The 17,855-nt window shown below is 70.6% G+C and carries 14 protein-coding genes and 1 riboswitch; of the genes, 7 read left to right on the plus strand and 7 right to left on the minus strand.

Annotation, left to right across the window (positions count from 1 at the left end):
* Position 1: 1 nt before the first annotated feature.
* Positions 2–1,933 (plus strand): thioredoxin domain-containing protein, encoded by a 1,932-nt coding sequence (locus IFR14_RS07760; protein WP_191940729.1) that lies wholly within the window; start codon positions 2–4, stop codon positions 1,931–1,933.
* Positions 1,934–1,967: 34 nt separating this feature from the next.
* On the opposite strand, the gene IFR14_RS07765 is transcribed toward IFR14_RS07760, so the two are convergent.
* A complete protein-coding gene (locus IFR14_RS07765) occupies positions 1,968–2,429 on the minus strand; it encodes a rhodanese-like domain-containing protein (RefSeq protein ID WP_124768936.1) in 462 nt (153 codons plus the stop codon).
* Between the two features lie 72 nt (positions 2,430–2,501).
* The gene (locus IFR14_RS07770) at positions 2,502–3,875 is read right to left on the minus strand and encodes an L-serine ammonia-lyase (RefSeq protein WP_124768937.1); all 1,374 of its coding nucleotides are present in this window, start codon (positions 3,873–3,875) and stop codon (positions 2,502–2,504) included.
* Between the two features lie 179 nt (positions 3,876–4,054).
* Between IFR14_RS07770 and IFR14_RS07775 the strand changes: the two genes are divergently transcribed.
* Together IFR14_RS07775 and IFR14_RS07780 are read left to right on the plus strand one after the other, a co-directional pair.
* Entirely contained in the window at positions 4,055–5,068 is a 1,014-nt protein-coding gene (locus IFR14_RS07775; RefSeq protein WP_085510429.1) for an ATP-binding cassette domain-containing protein, read from the plus strand.
* Positions 5,065–5,880 carry an ABC transporter permease gene (locus IFR14_RS07780; protein WP_064296503.1) on the plus strand — a complete coding sequence of 272 codons (816 nt, stop codon included), beginning with the start codon at positions 5,065–5,067 and terminating at the stop codon, positions 5,878–5,880. The genes IFR14_RS07775 and IFR14_RS07780 overlap by 4 nt, the downstream gene beginning before the upstream one ends.
* A 24-nt stretch (positions 5,881–5,904) precedes the next feature.
* Here IFR14_RS07780 and IFR14_RS07785 read toward each other — a convergent pair whose 3' ends face one another.
* The 3 genes from IFR14_RS07785 to IFR14_RS07795 form a co-directional block, all read right to left on the minus strand.
* Positions 5,905–9,180 (minus strand): BTAD domain-containing putative transcriptional regulator, encoded by a 3,276-nt coding sequence (locus IFR14_RS07785; RefSeq protein ID WP_191940730.1) that lies wholly within the window; start codon positions 9,178–9,180, stop codon positions 5,905–5,907.
* Positions 9,181–9,291: 111 nt separating this feature from the next.
* Positions 9,292–9,783, minus strand: a complete 492-nt coding sequence (locus IFR14_RS07790; RefSeq protein ID WP_234993988.1) for a CoA-binding protein — start codon at positions 9,781–9,783, stop codon at positions 9,292–9,294.
* A 178-nt stretch (positions 9,784–9,961) separates the two neighbouring features.
* Entirely contained in the window at positions 9,962–11,251 is a 1,290-nt protein-coding gene (locus tag IFR14_RS07795) for an O-acetylhomoserine aminocarboxypropyltransferase/cysteine synthase family protein (RefSeq protein ID WP_079705440.1), read from the minus strand.
* A 108-nt stretch (positions 11,252–11,359) separates the two neighbouring features.
* A riboswitch (guanidine-III (ykkC-III) riboswitch) is annotated at positions 11,360–11,423 on the plus strand.
* A 14-nt stretch (positions 11,424–11,437) separates the two neighbouring features.
* Here IFR14_RS07795 and IFR14_RS07800 point away from each other — a divergent pair.
* The gene (locus IFR14_RS07800) at positions 11,438–11,761 is read left to right on the plus strand and encodes a DMT family transporter (protein WP_191940732.1); all 324 of its coding nucleotides are present in this window, start codon (positions 11,438–11,440) and stop codon (positions 11,759–11,761) included.
* 28 nt (positions 11,762–11,789) lie between these two features.
* Here the strand turns inward: IFR14_RS07800 and IFR14_RS07805 are convergent, their stop codons facing one another.
* Both IFR14_RS07805 and IFR14_RS07810 read right to left on the minus strand, forming a co-directional pair.
* Positions 11,790–12,809, minus strand: a complete 1,020-nt coding sequence (locus IFR14_RS07805; RefSeq protein ID WP_191940733.1) for a YeiH family protein — start codon at positions 12,807–12,809, stop codon at positions 11,790–11,792.
* A 13-nt stretch (positions 12,810–12,822) separates the two neighbouring features.
* The gene (locus IFR14_RS07810; protein WP_342365664.1) at positions 12,823–14,385 is read right to left on the minus strand and encodes a dolichyl-phosphate-mannose--protein mannosyltransferase; all 1,563 of its coding nucleotides are present in this window, start codon (positions 14,383–14,385) and stop codon (positions 12,823–12,825) included.
* A gap of 68 nt (positions 14,386–14,453) precedes the next feature.
* Between IFR14_RS07810 and rsmI the strand changes: the two genes are divergently transcribed.
* Genes rsmI through IFR14_RS07825 form a run of 3 tightly spaced genes read left to right on the plus strand, consistent with a single transcriptional unit; the run spans position 14,454 to position 17,835 of the window.
* Positions 14,454–15,311 carry a 16S rRNA (cytidine(1402)-2'-O)-methyltransferase gene (rsmI, locus tag IFR14_RS07815; protein ID WP_137242025.1) on the plus strand — a complete coding sequence of 286 codons (858 nt, stop codon included), beginning with the start codon at positions 14,454–14,456 and terminating at the stop codon, positions 15,309–15,311.
* 41 nt (positions 15,312–15,352) lie between these two features.
* Positions 15,353–16,933, plus strand: a complete 1,581-nt coding sequence (gene metG / locus IFR14_RS07820; protein ID WP_191940734.1) for a methionine--tRNA ligase — start codon at positions 15,353–15,355, stop codon at positions 16,931–16,933.
* Entirely contained in the window at positions 16,930–17,835 is a 906-nt protein-coding gene (locus IFR14_RS07825; protein WP_191940735.1) for a TatD family hydrolase, read from the plus strand. Before metG ends, IFR14_RS07825 begins: the two co-directional genes overlap by 4 nt.
* The last annotated feature ends 20 nt before the right edge of the window (positions 17,836–17,855 follow it).

Below are 17,855 nucleotides of genomic sequence, written 5' to 3' on the forward strand. Positions count from 1 at the left end.
CATGACGAACCGGCTCGCCGAGGCGATGAGCCCGTACCTCCGTTCGCACGCCGAGCAGCCGGTCGACTGGTACCCCTGGGGGCCGGAGGCCTTCGCCGAAGCGGCCCGTCGTGACGTCCCCCTGCTCGTCTCGATCGGCTACTCGACGTGTCACTGGTGTCACGTCATGGCACGCGAGTCGTTCTCGGACGAGCACATCGCCGAGCTCCTCCGCCGCGATTTCGTGGCGGTGAAGGTGGACCGCGAGGAGCATCCCGACGTCGACGCCAGTTACCTCGCCGCCGCCGGCGCGTTCACCCGTGACCTGGGCTGGCCGCTGAACGTGTTCGTGACGCCGCGCGGACACGTCTTCCACGCGGGGACCTACTCGCCTCCCGTCCCGCTCCGCGGGCATCCCTCGTTCCCGCAGGTGCTCGAGGCCGTCCGCGTCGCGTGGACCGAGCGACGGGAGCAGGTCGTCGCGAGCGCCGACGGACTCGCGCTGGCGATCGCCGAGACGATGTCGTCCACGGATGACGCCCTACTGCCGGAACCCGGAGACCTCGACGCGTCGATCGTGGCGGTCGAGGCGCTGGCGGACCAGGAGCTCGGCGGCTTCGGCACGGCTCCGAAGTTCCCGATGGCCCCGCTGTTCGACTTCCTGCTGACGCCGCGCGAGGGGGAGGTCGCCCGCCGCGGTGTCGACCTCGCGCAACGCACCCTCAGGACGATGGGGGCATCGGCGCTCCGGGATCCGGTCGAAGGCGGGTTCTTCCGGTACGCGGTCAACCGGGACTGGACCGAGCCGCACTACGAACGCATGCTGACGGACAACGCGCTCCTCCTCACCGCGTACACGCGGGCCTGGGCCGAGCGCCCGAGCTCGTGGGCGGCCAGTGTCGCCGCCGGGATCGCCGAGTTCCTCATCGGCACGCTGCAGCAGCCGAGCGGCGGCTTCGGGTCGGCGCAGGACTCCGAGAGCGTCGTCGACGGCATCGGATCGGAGGGTGGCTACTACCGACGCGATGCCGACGGCCGGGCGACGCTGACCCCGCCGGCCGTTGACCGCAAGGTGCTCACCGGTTGGAACGGGCTCGCGATCGGCGCGCTGGCGGAGGCCTCGACGGTCTTCGACCGCCCCGAATGGATCGAATCAGCGAGGTGGGCGGCGGACGCGGTGGTCGAGAACCACCTCGCCTCGGACGGCACGCTCGCCCGGGCCTCGCTCGACGAACGGCGGTCGGGTGCGGCTGCGGCCCTCGAGGACTACGGGATGCTCGCGGAGGGACTCCTGCGTCTCGGCCTCGCGACGGGCGAGGTCCGCTACGCGGAAGTCGCCCGCGACCTCGTCGACCGGTGCTTGCCGGACGAGACCGTGACGGACGAGACCGTGACTGACACCTCCTCCGCCACGGTGGCCGGCTTCATCCTGCCGGGCGGCGGCGACCCGGTGCTGTCGGCCCAGGGCATGCGGATCGACGGCGACCCGTCGGAGGGCGCGTATCCCTCGGGGATCTCCTCGCTCGGACGCGCGTCGCTGCTGCTGTTCCAGCTGACAGCAGACGGCCGGTTCCGGGACGCCGCCGAGAGCGCGGTCCGGTTCGCCGCGTCGGCTGCGCTGTCGGCACCGACCGCGTTCGGCGCGAGTCTGGCCCTCGCGGCATCGCTCACCGGGCCGGCGTCGCAACTGATCGTCGTCGGGCCGGATCGGGCGGATCCGGATGAGGACGAGGCTCGCGCAACGGCGAACCGGGCGATGCGCGACGCGGTCAGGACGCGCCGGGACGACGTCGTGGCGGTGGTCTCCGAGCGGCAGGCGGTGGCCTGGACGACGAGCGGGTTCGACGTCTTCGCCGAACGGACGAGTCGCGACGGCCGGTTGACCGCCTACCACTGCCGGGACTTCGTCTGCCGCCTCCCCGTGACGGATGTGGCGCAGCTCGACGCCCGCTGAACCAGCGCGCCCGTCGCCCCGACACCTGGGTGGGTCAGGCCCCGAAGGTGCCGTCCGGTCGGCCGAAGCGCAGCTCGCGGGCTTCGGAGCGCCAGCGCCCGAGGCCGCCGTCGAGGAGCGCGACGCGCTTGTATCCAGCTCCGGTCAGCGCCGCACGAAGGCGCTCGGCGGAGCGCCCGTCCAACTGGTCGTACAGGACGACCGTGTGCTGCTCCGTGACGCCGATGGCCGCCGCGCCGCGTCGGACCTCGTCCGGGGAGGATGCTCCGAGCCCCTGACGCGCGTCCAACAGCTCGACGAACACGGCACCGGGCACATGGCCGTCGAAGAGGTACAGGTCGTAGCCGCTCACCAGTCGCACCGGGCCGCCGTCCAGCGCAGGCAGCTCGACGACGCTCGCGTCGAGGACGATGAGGCTCTCGCTGCCGAGATGGTCCGCGAGCCACTGGGTGGAGACGAGCGGGTCCACCAGGAACGGCGCGTGCGTGGAGGTCATGCGCCCACCGTAGGAGGCCGCGGCCCGGATGACCACGGTGGTCGGCAACACGCGGTCACACGACGCCGCGGTTCAGCACTCGATGACGTTGACCGCGAGACCGCCCTCGCTCGTCTCCTTGTACTTCGTCGACATGTCGACGCCGGTCTGGCGCATGGTCTCGATCACGGTGTCGAGCGACACCAGGTGCGTCCCGTCGCCGTGCAGGGACAGGCGTGCGGCGCTGACGGCCGTCGAGGAGGCGATCGCGTTGCGTTCGATGCACGGGACCTGGACGAGCCCGCCCACCGGGTCGCACGTGAGGCCGAGGTGGTGCTCCATCGCGATCTCCGCGGCGTTCTCGACCTGACGCGGTGTGCCGCCGAGGACGGCGCACAGGGCACCGGCGGCCATGGCGCAGGCCGAGCCGACCTCGGCCTGGCAGCCGCCCTCGGCCCCGGAGATGGACGCGTTCGCCTTGAAGAGCGAGCCGATGGCGGTCGCCGTGAGCAGGTACCGACGGATCCCGTCGAGCGAGGCGCCCGGCACGAACCGCAGGTAGTAGCTCCCGACGGCCGGGATGATCCCCGCGGCCCCGTTCGTGGGTGCGGTCACGACCCGCCCGCCGGAGGCGTTCTGCTCGTTGACCGCCAGGGCGAACGCGTGCAGCCACTCCGTGGGGAGCTCACGCCCGCTCTCGGCCTCGGCCACGTCGAGGCGCTCACGGACGGCACGCGCCCGGCGCTTGACGCCGAGACCGCCCGGGAGTGTGCCGGTGTCGGCGAGCCCGGCGGTCACGCACTCGTGCATGGCCGTCCAGATGGCGTCGAGGCCGGCGTCGACCTCGACCGCGGACCGCAGGGCCTCCTCGTTGCGTCTCGCGATCGCGTCGATCGGGAGCCCTGTCTCGTCGCAGAGGCCGATGAGCGTCTCAGCGGTCCGGAACGGCATCGGCACGGGTGTCGACGGCAGCACCGTGCTCGGGTCGTCGCCGTCACGACGGATGAAGCCGCCGCCGACCGAGTAGTACGTCTCGGAGCGCACCGGGAGGTCGCTCCGCTGATCCCAGGCGTGCAGCGTCATGGCGTTCGGGTGGCCCGGCAGCCTCGTCCTGGGCACGAACGAGACGTCGTCCTTCGAGAACGCGATGGCCCGCGTCCCGGCGAGCGCGAGGGGAGCGCCGTCGGGGTGGTCGCTCCAGGCCCGGCGGACCTCGGCGGGATCGCACCCTTCGGGAGTGAGCCCCTGGAGTCCCGCGACGACAGCGTCGGGGGTGCCGTGGCCGATGCCGGTCGCGCCGAGCGATCCGTACAACGAGCACGTGACGCGGTCGACCCGGTCGAGCAGGCCGTCGTCCGCGAGCCCGGTGGCGAAGGCCAGGGCCGCCCGCATCGGTCCGACCGTGTGCGAGCTGGACGGCCCGATCCCGATGGAGAAGAGGTCGAACGCGGACACGTATGCGGTCACTGGACGACCCCCTTCGGTGCGACTGGCTCCTCTCACTCTAAGCGTCTTCGGCGCCGGGTGCGGTGTCAGCGGCCGTCAGCGGGTGTCAGCGGCAGGTGAGCGATCCGTGAGTGCCCCCGCCCACACTGTTGTCCGGGTCGCCCACCGGCGGACCACACCTGATTTCGAAAGGCATCCGCATGAGCATCAGCTCCGACTGGGCGATCGAAGCCCACGGCCTCGTGAAGACCTTCGGCGACAACCGGGCGGTCGACGGCGTCGACCTCTCGGTCCGCACCGGCACCGTCTACGGCGTCCTCGGCCCGAACGGCGCCGGCAAGACCACCACCATCAGCATGCTGGCGACGCTCCTGCGTCCTGACGCCGGCACCGCCACCGTCTTCGGACACGACATCCAGCGGGAGTCGCAGGTCGTGCGCCAGCTCATCGGCGTGACGGCGCAGTTCGCGTCCGTCGACGAGAACCTCTCGGCCACCGAGAACCTCGTCATCTTCTCGCGACTGCTCGGGCTCGGCCGCGCGGAGGCGAAGCGCAAGAGCGCGGAACTCCTCGAGGAGTTCGGCCTGAGCGACGCGGCGTCGCGACCCCTGAAGAAGTTCTCCGGCGGCATGCGTCGTCGTCTCGACCTCGCGGCGAGCCTCATCGCCCAGCCGCCCCTCATCTTCCTCGACGAGCCGACCACGGGCCTCGACCCGCGGACCCGCGCGCAGATGTGGGACACGATCCGCCGCCTGGTCGCGACGGGCTCGACCGTCCTCCTGACCACCCAGTACCTCGACGAGGCGGACCAGCTCGCCGACCGGATCGCCGTCATCGACCGCGGTCTCGTGGTCGCCGAGGGCACCTCCGACGAGCTGAAGGCCTCCGTCGGCGAGTCGTCGCTGCAGCTGCGGCTCGCGGACCCCGCCGACCTGGAGGATGCGCGACGGGTCATCTCGAGCGTCCTCGGCGTCGACACCGTCGTCTCACCGGAGGCCACCCGCATCACGGCCCCGATGCGCGACCCCGACGCCGTGACCGACCTGTTCATCACGCTCCGGGAAGCCGGGATCCGGCTCGCGGAGATGAGCGTCCAGAAGCCGACGCTCGACGAGGTCTTCCTCACCCTCACCGGGCACGGCGTCGAGGCGGACGACGCCGACGCCACGTCCGACACCGATTCCCTCGACACCGCAGAGCAGGTCCACGCATGAGCACGATCACCATCACCCCGGCCGCAGACCGGTCCCTCCGGAACCATGTCAGCCTCTCGCAGACGGTCCGCAACTCCTTCACCATGGCGTACCGCGGACTGCTCAAGATCAAGCGCACGCCCGAGCAGCTGATCGACGTGACGGTCCAGCCGATCATCTTCACGCTGATGTTCACATACATCTTCGGCGGCGCGATCGCCGGCGACGTCGCGAGCTATCTGCCGATCATCATCCCGGGCATCCTGGTCCAGACCGTCATCACGACCTCGGTCGTGACCGGCATCCAGCTCCGCGAGGACATGGACAAGGGCGTGTTCGACCGCTTCAAGTCGATGCCCATCGCCCGCATCGCACCGTTGGCCGGTGCCCTCCTCGCCGACACGGTGCGCTACACGATCGCCACGACGCTCACCTTCGCGATGGGCTTCGTCATGGGGTACCGGCCGGAGGGCGGCATCGGCTTCGTGGCCCTCGCCGGCCTCCTCGTGATCGTCTGCGCCTGGGCCATCAGCTGGATCTTCGCGTTCTTCGGGGTCATCGCCCGGAGCGCGAGCAGCGTGCAGGGCATCTCGTTCCTCGTCCTGTTCCCGCTGACGTTCCTGTCGAACGCCTTCGTGAACCCGGAGACGATGCCGAGCTTCCTCCAGGGCTTCGTGGACGTGAACCCGGTCTCGCACCTCGTGACCGCGGTCCGCGACCTCGCGAACACGGGTGTCTTCGGCGGCGACGCCTGGCTGGCGCTCCTCGGTGCCGCCGTCATCGTCGCGGTCTTCGCACCGCTCACCGTGCGGGCGTACATGCGCCGCGCCTGACGACGAGACGATCGCAGCGACCGATCAGTGCGCCGCCAGGGCAGGACTGCCGAGCAGTTCGAACGCCCTGGCGGCGCTCTCGTGCGCCTGCAGGGAAAGGGACCGCTCGGCGATGCGGTCGCGCTCGGTCGGCGTGAGTCGCGCCGCCGCTGCTGCCTCGTGTGGTGTGCGGACGAGCGAGGGGATGTCCTGACGGGAGGCGAGCGCACTGGCGAGCGCGATGAGCTCTGCGCCGATCAACCGCACCTCGTCGTCCTCCGAGCGGACGTACCAGGCGCCGAGCGCGATGACGGTGGAACCCAGCACCGGTCGGTCGAACCGGTTCGGGAGGAGGCGTCCCAGCGCGATGGTGCGGGTGCGGACCCGCCGCACGAGACGCTGGACCTCGGTGGCGTCCGGGACACCGTCCAGCACGGCGGCGGCGATCGCGGCGGAGCCGACGAGGGTGAACCACGGCGATCGGCGCGACTCACCCGGAGCGAACGCCACGAGCGCCTTCCCGTAGAGCTCGGCTCCCCGTGCGACGTCGCCCTGTGCCCGCGCGATCTCGGCGAGACCGGCCCAGCCGATCGACCGCCGCTCGGGGAGCGGGGCGAACGCGGAGAACGAGACGTCGTCCGAGAGGAACCGGTCGAGCACGGTGGTGGCGGCGGCGTGGTCACCGCGGGCGATGTCACCGATCGCGATCAGCCACTCGAGTTGACGGAGGTCCGCCTCGGCACCGATCGCGGTCAGCCCCTCGGCAGCGCGGGCCGCCCAGACGAGCGCCTCCTCCGGCTCGTCGTTCTGGCTGTGCAGTTGGGCGAGCATGTGCGCACTCATGGCGGCGCCCCAGACATCCCCGAGCGTGAGCGAGAGGTCGTTCGCGCGCAGGGCGGCCGCTTCGGCGGCGCGGGGGTCGCCGTCGTTCTCCGCCGCCTGGGCCGACATGAGGTTCCCGAGGTTCGCGACGTGCGGGTCGGTCGACCGGGAGTACTCGCGGAGGAGGGCCTCCGCGCGTTCGGGGCGACCCGCGACCAGCAACAGGCTGACCATCGCGCGCATCCGTGGGGCCTGTGTCGTCCGTACCCGTTCGAGTCGGCGGAGCACGCCGATCGCCCGCGCGGACGTCCGGGGATCGGTGGCGAGGAAAGTCACGGTGATGATGGCGACGGCGATGGCCGGGGTGTCGGTCGACACCGACTCCGGGTTCTGATGGCGGAGCACGTCGAGGACGGCCGTTCCGAAGACCAGGACCTCCTGATGCGCGCTGCGGATCGTCCAGAAGAGGGCGAGTCCTGCGAAGACCGGGGCGACGACGTCGGCGCGATCGTCGGCGACGGCCCCGCGGAGCACGTCCACCAGGGTGTCCTGTTCGAGGGCGAGGCGCGCGAACGCCGCCACCTGTCGCGGTCCCTGCATGGCGGGGAGGAGCGTCTCCGCGAGTGCGACCGCCCACGTCCGAGTGCGGTCGAGTACGAGGTCGTCCTCGTGCGCCTCGGCGGACTTGATCGCGCCGAACTCGCGGACCGTCTCGAGCATCCGAAATCGGACGGTCCCGGTGGCCGGGTCGTCCTGCACGGTGAGCAACGACTGGCCGACGAGCGCGTCGAGCGCTTCCACGACCTCGACCTCGGGGGCGAGCGCTGCAGCCGCCTCCAGATCGAAGCCGTCGGGGAACCTGGACATGCGACGGAGGACGACACGTTCGTGCTCGCCCAGGAGGTTCCAACTCCAGTCGATGACGGCGAGCAGGGTGCGGTGGCGCTCAGGAGCACTGCGATCACCGGCGGTCAGCAGGGTGAAGCGGTTCCCGAGTCGTCGCTCCACCTCCTCGACCGACATGGATCTGGTGCGCGCCGCCGCGAGTTCGATCGCCAGCGGCAGGCCGTCGAGTCTCGCGCAGAGACGTGCTGCGACGTCGAGTGGCACATGGAGTCCCGGACGGGCGGCGCGCGCACGCTCGACGAACAGCCGCACCGCAGGGCCCGCGTGTTCGAGGTCGGTGCCGTCCACGGCAGCGTCCAGCGGGTCGAGTTGGTAGACGTGCTCGGCGGCGATCGACAACGGGCTCCGACTCGTCGCGAGGACGCGGAGGTCGCCGGCCCAGGCCAGCGCATCGGCGATCCAGCGTGCCGCCGTATCCACGAGGTGCTCGCAGTTGTCCATCACGAGCAGCGTCGGCCGCTCCGAGAGTCTGTCGATGATTCGCTCGTGCAGCTCGACCGGTTGCACCATGATCGCTTCACTCAGCCGACGCGGGGTCGGGGCCTCGCGGATGCCGAGTGCGGTCGCGACCGCGAGTGGCAGATCCTCCGGGTCCCGCACGCTCGCCAGTTCCACCACGACGACGCCGGGCGTGGTCGTGGTGGCACGCCGGGCGACCTCCTGGGCGAGTCGGGTCTTCCCGAGGCCACCGGGGCCGAGGATCGTGGTCAGGCGGACCTCGGACACGAGCGTGCCGATCGCGTCGAGGTCGGCGTCGCGACCGAGGAGCTCGTTCGGCGCCGTCCGGAGTCCGAGCACCATGCTGGAGACCCGGGCGGCCAGGGGAGTGGCGGCCGGCGGAGACGGCTCGACGGCGTCCTGCAGGAGCGCCGCGTGTGCCGCGACCAGCGCCGACGTCGGGTCGGCACCGAGTTCGTCCCGGAGCCGGTGACGGTGGTCTGCGAAGAGCTGCATCGCGTCGGAGCGACGTCCGCTCTGCGCGTAGGCGTTGAAGAGCATCAGCTGGGTGGCGTCGTCGAGTGGATCGGTGGCGACGAGCGCCTCGAGATCGGTGATGACGGCCGCGCCGTCGCCGAGCTCGAGGCGGCTCTGAGCACGCACCCGGCGCAGGTCGTCGCGGAGCCGCGCCGCGCGGTGCGCCAGCTCGTCGCCGAGCGGGCCGTCCACTTCAGCGCCTGGATCACCGGTCCAGAGGAGGAGTGCGTCCCGGGCGAGCGTGCCCGCGGTGTGCGGGTCGGCGGCGCGGATGGCCGTCGACGCCGCATCGGCCGCCTGCGCGGCGACGTGGAGGTCGACCAGGGACTGGTCGATCGACAGTCGATAGCCGGCGGCCGAGGAGTCGATGAGGTCGGGCGCCGACACGGCGCGCACCCGTGAGACCAGGGTCTGCAGCGCGGCTTTGGCACCTGCGGGCGGTGCGTCGTCCCACAGCTCGTCGATGAGGGCGGCCGTCGACACGGCGCGCCCGTCCGCGAGCACCAGGATCGTCACCAGCGCTTTGGCGAGCCGGCCGCCGGGTTCGACGAGCCGACCGGTGCGTCCCTCGACGAGCACCGGCCCCAGGACGGTCACTCGGAGGTTCGACGCAGGCACGTCACGAGTGTATCCAGGGCTCGTTACGTGAACCGGCCCGGTCACTGAGCCGTCCCCGGTCACTGAGCCTGTCGAAGTGCGACCTGCCGACGAGTGCAGGGAACCGAGGCGTCAGCGCAGGGTCTTGCGGGCGGTGATCTGGCCGGTGTCGAAGCCGAGCAGATGGAGGCCACCGTGGAATCGGGCGTGCTCCACCTTGATGCAGCGGTCCATCACGACGTTCAGACCCTTCGACTCGCCGTACTCGGCCGCCTCCTGGTTCCAGATGCCGAGCTGCACCCACACCGTCGGTGCTCCGATGGCGACGACCTCGTCGATGACCTGGGGGATGTCGCTCGCCTTGCGGAAGACGTCGACGATGTCGGGTACCTCCGGCAGGGAGGCGAGGTCGGGGTAGGCGGGCTGACCGAGGATCTCCGTGGCGTTCGGGTTCACGAAATAGATCCGGAAATCGCTCGACTGCTGCAGGTAGGTGCCCACGAAGTACGAGGAACGCGCCGGGTTCGGGGAGGCGCCGACGATCGCGACGGACTTCGCCTCGCGGAGGAGCTTCAGGCGAGCCTTCGCGTCGGGGCCCGCCCAGGTGCGCTGCGAACGCAGCAGCTTCGCGAGCGGCGAATCGGCGGGCAGCGAGCAGGTGAGACCGTTGGTGAGCCGGACCGTCTCGGTCGCGTCCTGGTCGGTCACGGTCGCGGTCGCATCCACACCGGTCACGGTCGCGTCCACACCGGTCACTGTCGCGTCCACACCGGTCACTGAGCTTGTCGAAGTGCTCATGCCACTACTCCTTCACCGCTGCGGCGAGCGCCTGGTCGAGGTCGTAGATGATGTCGTCAGGGTCCTCGATACCGACGCTCAGCCGGACGATGCCCGGCAGCACACCGGCGTCGACGAGCTGCTGGTCGGAGAGCTGCGCGTGCGTCGTCGATGCGGGGTGGATGATGAGCGTCTTCGCGTCGCCGATGTTCGCCAGGTGGCTCGCGAGGTCGACGGATTCGATGAGCTTCTGGCCGACCTGACGGCCACCCTTCACCTCGAAGCTGAAGACCGAGCCCGGCCCCTTCGGCAGGTACTTGTTCGCGCGCTCGTGGTGCGGGTGGGCCGGGAGTCCGGCCCAGTTGACGGCGGCGATGCGCGGGTCGGCGTCGAGCCACTCGGCGACGATCCGCGCGTTGTCGACGTGGGCCTGGATCCGGAACGGCAGCGTCTCCACCCCCTGGGCGAGGAGGAATGCCGAGTGCGGAGCGAGCGCCGGACCGATGTCGCGGAGCTGCTCGGCGCGCAGCCGGGTGAGGAAGGCGTACTCGCCGAAGTTGCCCGACCACTGCAGGCCGCCGTAGCTCGGGACGGGCTGGCCGAACAGGGGGAACTTGTCGGTGTTCCAGTCGAAGCGCCCGCTCTCGACGACGACACCGCCGAGGGTCGTTCCGTGGCCGCCGAGGAACTTGGTGGCCGAGTGCGTGACGATGTCGGCACCCCACTCGATCGGGCGGTTGAGGTAGGGCGTCGCGATGGTCGAGTCGATGATGAGCGGAATGCCGTGCGCGTGCGCGACGTCGGCGAGGCCCTCGATGTCGGCGATCTCGCCCGAGGGGTTCGCGACCGTCTCGGCGAAGACGAGCTTCGTGTTCTCCTGGATGGCGGCGGCGTAGTCGGCGGCGTCGGAGGACTGCACGAAGGTGGTCTCGATGCCGAACCGGCGGAGGGTGACGTCGAGCTGCGTGATCGAGCCGCCGTAGAGGTTGGCCGAGGCGACGATGTGGTCGCCCTGTCCGGCCAGCGAGGCGAAGGTGATGTACTGCGCGGCGAGGCCGGAAGCGGTCGCGACGGCACCGAGGCCGCCCTCGAGGCTGGCGATGCGCTCCTCGAAGCTCGCGACCGTCGGGTTGGCGAGGCGGGAGTAGATGTTCCCGTACTTCTGCAGGGCGAAGCGCGCGGCGGCGTCGGCGGTGTCGTCGAAGACGAAGGCGCTCGACTGGTAGATGGGCAGCGCCCGTGCGCCGGTCACCTGGTCGGGGATGTTGCCCGCGTGGATCGCACGCGTGCGGAAGCCATACTCACGATCTGCCATGCGTTCACGCTACCGGAGCACCGTCGAGCGCTTCACCGTGCTGCAACATTGCGTCGCATTCGACCGCACTGCACAGGGCCTGCCCAGGGCGTCGGCGTATCGTCTGGGACACAGCCCTCATCGGGCTGCCGGACGAGGGCGCAGTACCCGGAACGCGACAAGACTGACCACTTGGGAGTGATCGTCATGTCTTGGATCGTACTCATCGCGTCCGGGGTCCTGGAAGCCGTCTGGGCCACCGCGCTCGGCAAGTCCGAGGGCTTCACGAAGCTCTGGCCGACCGTGACGTTCGCGGGGGCGCTCGTGCTCAGCATGGCCGGCCTCGCCTGGGCCATGCGCGACATCCCGGTGGGCACCGCCTACGCGGTCTGGGTCGGGATCGGCGCAGTGCTCACCGTCGGATACGCCATGACCTTCGGCGGCGAACAGCTGTCGGTCGTCAAAGTGCTGCTCATCCTCGGGCTCATCGGCTGCGTCATCGGCCTGAAGATCGTGGGCGGCGAGCACTAGCCGCGCTGGTCGGGCACGCACCCCTTCCTCAGGCCAGGTGCACCGCTCCGAGCGCGAGCACCGCGATGAGGAGCCAGGAGACGAGCCCGACGACGAGCGCGCGCCACCCGGTGGTGACGAGCGTGCGGACGCGGATCGCGGCGCCGAGTGCGAAGAGCGCCATCGCCAGCAGTGCGGTCTGCACGCCGTCGGCGACGTCGAGGACGAGCTCGGGCACCGGGAGCAGGGTGCGGACGAGGACCGCGGCGATGAAGCCCGCGACGAACAGCGGGACGATCGGCGGTCGGGCTGCGGTCGCGGTCCCGTCGGCATCGACCTGAGCACCGGCGCCGGCCGACACCGCCAGGAGTCGGCGGCGCTCGATCGTCGCGGCGGCGGCGACCATGGGGGCGAGGAGCACGACGCGGGTCAGCTTGACGACGACGGCGATCGCGAGTGCGCTCGTGCCGGCGATCTGGGCGGTCGCGACGACCTGACCCACGTCGTGCACGCTCGCCCCCACCCAGTGACCGAACTGCTCGTCACTGAGCCCGAGTGGGCCGCGGAGTGCCGGGAGGACGAAGATCGCGAGGGTCCCGCAGAGGGTGACGAGCGCGACGGGCGTCGCCTGCTCCTCGTCCTTCGCCTTCACGACGCCGCTCATCGCGCCGATGGCGGAGGCGCCGCAGATGGAGAAGCCCGTGGCGATGAGGAGCGGTTCGGGGCCCGCGAGCCCGAGTCTCCGGCCGAGCCAGAGGGTGACGAAGAAGGTGACGACGACGATCGCGACCGTGGTGGCGAGCGTGACCCACCCCAGGCCGGCGATGTCGACGAGGCTCAGCTTCAGCCCCAGCAGGACGACACCGATCCGCATGAACCGTTTCGCGCTCATGCCGAGTCCCGGCTTCAGGACGCCCGCCGCGAGCCGCTGGAACGCGGGGAGCTGGCCCACCACCATGCCGAGCAGGACGCTCGCGGTCAGCAGCGGGACGACCGGCAGGAGGGTGTGGAGGCCCAGGGCGGCGAGCGCCGCTGCACCGGCGACGAGCACCCCTGGGAGCGCCTTCATCGTCGTCCTCCCGTCACACCCATGACGGCAACCAGGCGTGCAGGTGCCAGAACCAGTAGGGCACGGTGATGGCGGTCCAGAGCGGATACCAGAAGATGCTCAGCAGCGTCGTGATGGTCACGAACACCCCGATGACGCCGACGCCGGCGAACCGTCGTTCTTCCGGGTCGTCGCGGGACCCGAGGATTTTCCCGATCGCGAAGACGAGCGCCAGGATGAGGTACGGCTCGAAGACGATCGTGTAGAACTGGAACACCGTCCGGTTCAGGTAGAGCAGCCAGGGCAGGTACCCCGCTGCGACTCCGAGGACGATGAGCCCGACCTGCCACTCGCGGTACCGGACGAGCCGGTAGACGCAGTACCCGAGCGCGACGGCGGCGCCCCACCAGATGAGCGGGTTGCCGATCGAGGTGATCGCGGAGGAGCAGGCGTCCCACGCGCAGCCGTCGGTCCCGGTGGCGGGGGACTGGTAGTACATGCTCGTCGGCCGGATCATGAGCAGCCAGCCGAGCGGGTTCGCGGCGTAGGGGTGCGGGGTGCTGAGGCCGACGTGGAAGCTGTAGGCGCTCTGGTGGTAGTGGAGGAGGCTCTGGAACCAGTGGGGGACCCACGCGAAGGTGCCGGTCCAGGCGTTGCCCACCGCGTCCGCCCACTGGCGGTCGTACCCGCCGGACGTCCTGATCCACCCGGTCCAGCTGGCGAGGTACACGACGGCGGCCACCGGGACGAGGGTCACGAAGGACACGGGGCCCTGCTTGAGGACCGCCGCGCTCGCCCACAGGCTGAGGCCCAGTCGGCGACGGAGCAGGAGATCCGTGACGATCACGTACACGCCGAACGCGGCGAGGAAGTACAGTCCGTTCCACTTGACCGCGGTGGCCGCGCCGAACGCGACCCCTGCGGCGAGCAGCCACGGCCGCCACCAGAGGACGGGACCCCAGGCCGGATCGGCGCCGCTCGCCCGGGCTGACGCGACCTTCGCCGCCAGGCGTGACGCGTGCCACGACCGGTCCAACAGGATCGCGCCGAATCCCGCGAGCACGAAGAACATGAGGAAGTTGTCGAGCAGCGAGACCCGGGCCATGACGATCGCGTGTCCGTCGATCGCGAACAGGAACCCGGCGAGGACGGCGAGGATCGACGAGGTGAACAACCGCTTGGCGATGAGCGTGACGAGCAGGACCGCGAGCGTTCCGGCGATCACGGTGGAGATGCGCCACCCGGTGCTGTCGTCGATGCCGAACACGGCGATGCCGAGCGCGATCAACCACTTGCCGAGCGGTGGGTGCACGACGTAGGAGGGATTCGTGCTCGGGCTGCCCGCGTCGCCGTTCGCGAAGCCCTCGTCCGCCCCGTCCGGCCAGGTGCTCTCGTAGCCGTTCAGCCACAGCGACCACGAGTCCTTCACGTAGAAGGTCTCGTCGAAGACGAGCGAGTGCGGGTGACCGAGGTTCCAGAACCGCAGCACGAACGCGAGGAGCGTCACGGCGGCCGGACCACCCCAGATCCAGAGCTTCCGGCGGCGCTCGGTGCGGAGCATCCGCTCCCACCAGCGGTCGAGGCGGGATCCCGTCACAGGGGCTTCCAGAAGATCGACCGACACCGTCTCATCTAACCACCCCGACCGGATGGGAGACTGGTCCGGTGATCATCCTCGGAGCGACCCCCATCGGCAACCTCGGCGATGCGTCGCCACGACTCCGGGAGGCGCTGGCCGCGGCGGAGGTCATCGTCGCCGAGGACACCCGGACGGCCATCCACCTGCTGCGCGCCCTCGGTGTGGAATCGCGGCCGCGGCTCATCGCCATGCACGACCACAACGAGCGCGAACGCGCGGCCGAGATCGTCGAACTGGCCCGTGAGACCGACGTCCTCGTGCTCAGCGACGCCGGCATGCCGACCGTGTCCGACCCCGGCTTCCACCTCGTCGACGCGGCGGCGGCCGCAGACGTCCAGGTCACCGCGATCCCCGGGCCGTCGGCGGTCGTTACGGCGCTCGCCGTGTCCGGCCTCGCGACCGACCGCTTCACCTTCGAGGGGTTCCTCCCGCGGAAGCCGGGCGACCGGCGCAGCAGCCTCCGAGCGCTGGCGACCGAGCCGCGGACGATGGTGTTCTTCGAATCGCCCAACCGACTCGCCTCCTCCCTCGAGGACATCGCCGCCGTGCTCGGCGCCGACCGTCGCGTGGCGGTGTGCCGGGAGCTCACCAAGCTGTTCGAGGAGGTCAAGCGGGGAACGGCCGCTGAACTGGCCGAGTGGGCGTCCGGGGGTGTGAAGGGCGAGATCTGCATCGTCATCGCCGGTGCGGAGGCCGTCGAGGCCGATCCGGCCACCGCGCTCGAGCAGGTGCTCGCGCTCGTGGCCTCGGGCACGCGCCTGAAGGACGCCTCCAACGAGGTCGCCGAGGCCACCGGACTCTCGAAGCGCGACCTGTACCAGGCGGCCCTCGCAGCCCGGCCCCCGAAGGCGTCGCCGGACGCGCAGGTGCGTCCCGCACCGTAACAGGCACGGTGGCGACGCCCGCTCGTCCTAGGATTGACCCCATGGCCGACGGCACCTCGTTCTACATCACCACGCCCATCTTCTACGTCAACGATGCCCCGCACATCGGGCACGCCTACACGGAGGTGGCCGCGGACGTCCTCGCGCGCTGGCACCGTCAGGCCGGCGACCGCACCTGGTTCCTGACCGGGACCGACGAGCACGGCCAGAAGATCCTGCGCACGGCGACCGCGAACGGCGTGACGCCGAAGGAGTGGGCCGACAAGCTCGTCAGCGAGTCCTGGTACCCGCTGCTCGACACGATCGACATCTCGAACGACGACTTCATCCGCACGACGGACGTGCGGCACGAACAGAACGTCCAGCTCTTCCTCCAGCGCCTGTACGACGCCGGCTTCATCTACACCGGTGAGTTCGAGGGGTACTACTGCGTCGGCTGTGAGGAGTACAAGCAGGAGAGCGACCTCGTGCAGGGCACCGGTGAGTACGTCGGGCAGCTCGTGTGCGCGATCCACTCGAAGCCGGTCGAACTGCTCCAGGAGAGCAACTACTTCTTCCGCATGAGCGACTTCGCCGAGCGCCTGCTGGCCCTCTACGAGGAGCGACCTGAGTTCGTGCAGCCGGAGTCGGCGCGCAACGAGGTCATCCAGTTCGTGCGCCAGGGGCTCAAGGACCTGTCCATCTCCCGCTCGACCTTCGACTGGGGCATCAAGGTCCCGTGGGACGAGAGCCACGTCGTCTACGTGTGGTTCGACGCCCTGCTCAACTACATCACCGCCGCCGGGTACGGCTCCGACGAGGAGGCGTTCGCCGAGCGCTGGCCCGCCACGCAGATCGTCGGCAAGGACATCCTGCGGTTCCACGCGGTCATCTGGCCGGCCATGCTCATGGCCGCCGGGCTCGAGGTCCCGAAGCGGGTCTTCGGTCACGGCTGGCTGCTCGTCGGCGGCGAGAAGATGTCGAAGTCGAAGCTCACCGGTATCGCACCGAGTGAGATCACCGACACCTTCGGATCCGACGCGTTCCGCTACTACTTCATGCGCGCCATCGCCTTCGGGCAGGACGGTTCGTTCAGCTGGGAGGACCTCTCCGCGCGGTACCAGGCGGAGCTCGCGAACGGCTTCGGCAACCTCGCGTCGCGCGTGCTCGCCATGGTGACGCGGTACTTCGACGGCGTCGTGCCGGCGAGCGGCCCTGCTGAGCCGGCCGACGTGGCCATCCAGGAGACGGTCGCCCGCGCTGCAACCGACGCCGACGCCGCGATCGAGCGCCTCGCCATCCAGGACGCGCTCGCGGCCATCTGGCGGATCGTCGACGAGCTGAACGGCTACATCACCGAGCAGGAGCCGTGGGCGCTCGCGAAGGACGCGGCCAAGCGGGAGCGGCTCGGCACCGTGCTCGCCACGGCGGTCGAGGGCCTGCGCGCCCTGTCGGTCCTGCTCCACCCCTTCGTCCCGAAGGCGACCACCAAGCTGTGGTCCGCCCTCGGCGCTGAAGCCGCCCTCGGCGAGCTCGGGGCACAGCGCATCGGCGACGTCGGCACCTGGGGGCAACTGCCCGCCGGCACCTCGGTGGCAGGGCTCGAGCCCCTGTTCCCGCGGATCGAGGCCGTCGCCGAATGAGCGGGGGCGTCGCGCCGGATCCGGCCGCCACACCGCACCTGCGGCAGCGCGAAGCGGGGGAGCGGAAGCAACTGAGCTACCCCGAGGCGCCTGAGGCGCTGCCGGTCGCAGTCTACGACAACCACACGCACCTCGAGCACGCCGACGGCGACGCCCCGCTGACCCCGTCGGAGCACTTGGACCGTGCGGCCTCCGTCGGGGTCCGCGGCATCGTGCAGGTCGGCACCGACGTCGAGACCTCGCGCTGGTCGGCGGCGATCGCCGCTCGGGACCCCCGCGTGCTCGCGGCGGTCGCGATCCACCCCAACGACGCACCGGACCTCGACCGCGCGGGCACCCTGGACGAGGCGCTGGCCGAGATCGACCGTCTGGCGGCGGAGCCTCGCGTCCGCGCCGTCGGCGAGACCGGCCTCGACTTCTTCCGCACCGAGGAGGACGGCCGCGCGGCGCAGTTCGCATCGTTCGAAGCGCACATCGCCATCGCGAAGCGCCACGGTGTCGCACTGCAGATCCACGATCGCGACGCCCACGACGAGGTCGTCGAGACGCTCCTGCGGGTGGGCGCTCCGGAACGCACCGTCTTCCACTGTTTCTCGGGCGGTCCGGAGCTCGCCGAGCTGTGCGCCGAGCACGGCTGGTACGCCTCCTTCGCCGGGACGGTCACGTTCAAGAACGCCGCACCGCTGCGTGAGGCGCTCGCGATCATGCCCCGCGAGCTGATCATGGTCGAGACCGACGCGCCCTACCTCACGCCCGCCCCGTTCCGCGGTCGGCCGAACGCGCCGTACCTCCTCCCGTACACGGTGCGCGGCATGGCCGAGCACCTGGGTGAGGACGTCGCCGCGTTCGCGACGCAGCTCGCGACGAACACCGAGCGCGTCTACGGCTCCTGGGCCGACTGAGCCCGTCGCCGAGCCTCGCG

It is taken from the genome of Plantibacter sp. CFBP 8775 (genome assembly GCF_014839505.1).
Taxonomy (GTDB): Bacteria; Actinomycetota; Actinomycetes; order Actinomycetales; family Microbacteriaceae; genus Plantibacter; species Plantibacter auratus.

Bases quoted from the DNA above. Each gene is read 5' to 3' on its own strand.
- IFR14_RS07760 (WP_191940729.1), top strand. From the start codon at position 2: ATGACGAACCGGCTCGCCGAGGCGATGAGCCCGTACCTCCGTTCGCAC.
- IFR14_RS07765 (WP_124768936.1), bottom strand. From the start codon at position 2,429: ATGACCTCCACGCACGCGCCGTTCCTGGTGGACCCGCTCGTCTCCACC.
- IFR14_RS07775 (WP_085510429.1), top strand. From the start codon at position 4,055: ATGAGCATCAGCTCCGACTGGGCGATCGAAGCCCACGGCCTCGTGAAG.
- IFR14_RS07780 (WP_064296503.1), top strand. From the start codon at position 5,065: ATGAGCACGATCACCATCACCCCGGCCGCAGACCGGTCCCTCCGGAAC.
- IFR14_RS07795 (WP_079705440.1), bottom strand. From the start codon at position 11,251: ATGGCAGATCGTGAGTATGGCTTCCGCACGCGTGCGATCCACGCGGGC.
- IFR14_RS07800 (WP_191940732.1), top strand. From the start codon at position 11,438: ATGTCTTGGATCGTACTCATCGCGTCCGGGGTCCTGGAAGCCGTCTGG.
- IFR14_RS07805 (WP_191940733.1), bottom strand. From the start codon at position 12,809: ATGAAGGCGCTCCCAGGGGTGCTCGTCGCCGGTGCAGCGGCGCTCGCC.
- metG (WP_191940734.1), top strand. From the start codon at position 15,353: ATGGCCGACGGCACCTCGTTCTACATCACCACGCCCATCTTCTACGTC.
- IFR14_RS07825 (WP_191940735.1), top strand. From the start codon at position 16,930: ATGAGCGGGGGCGTCGCGCCGGATCCGGCCGCCACACCGCACCTGCGG.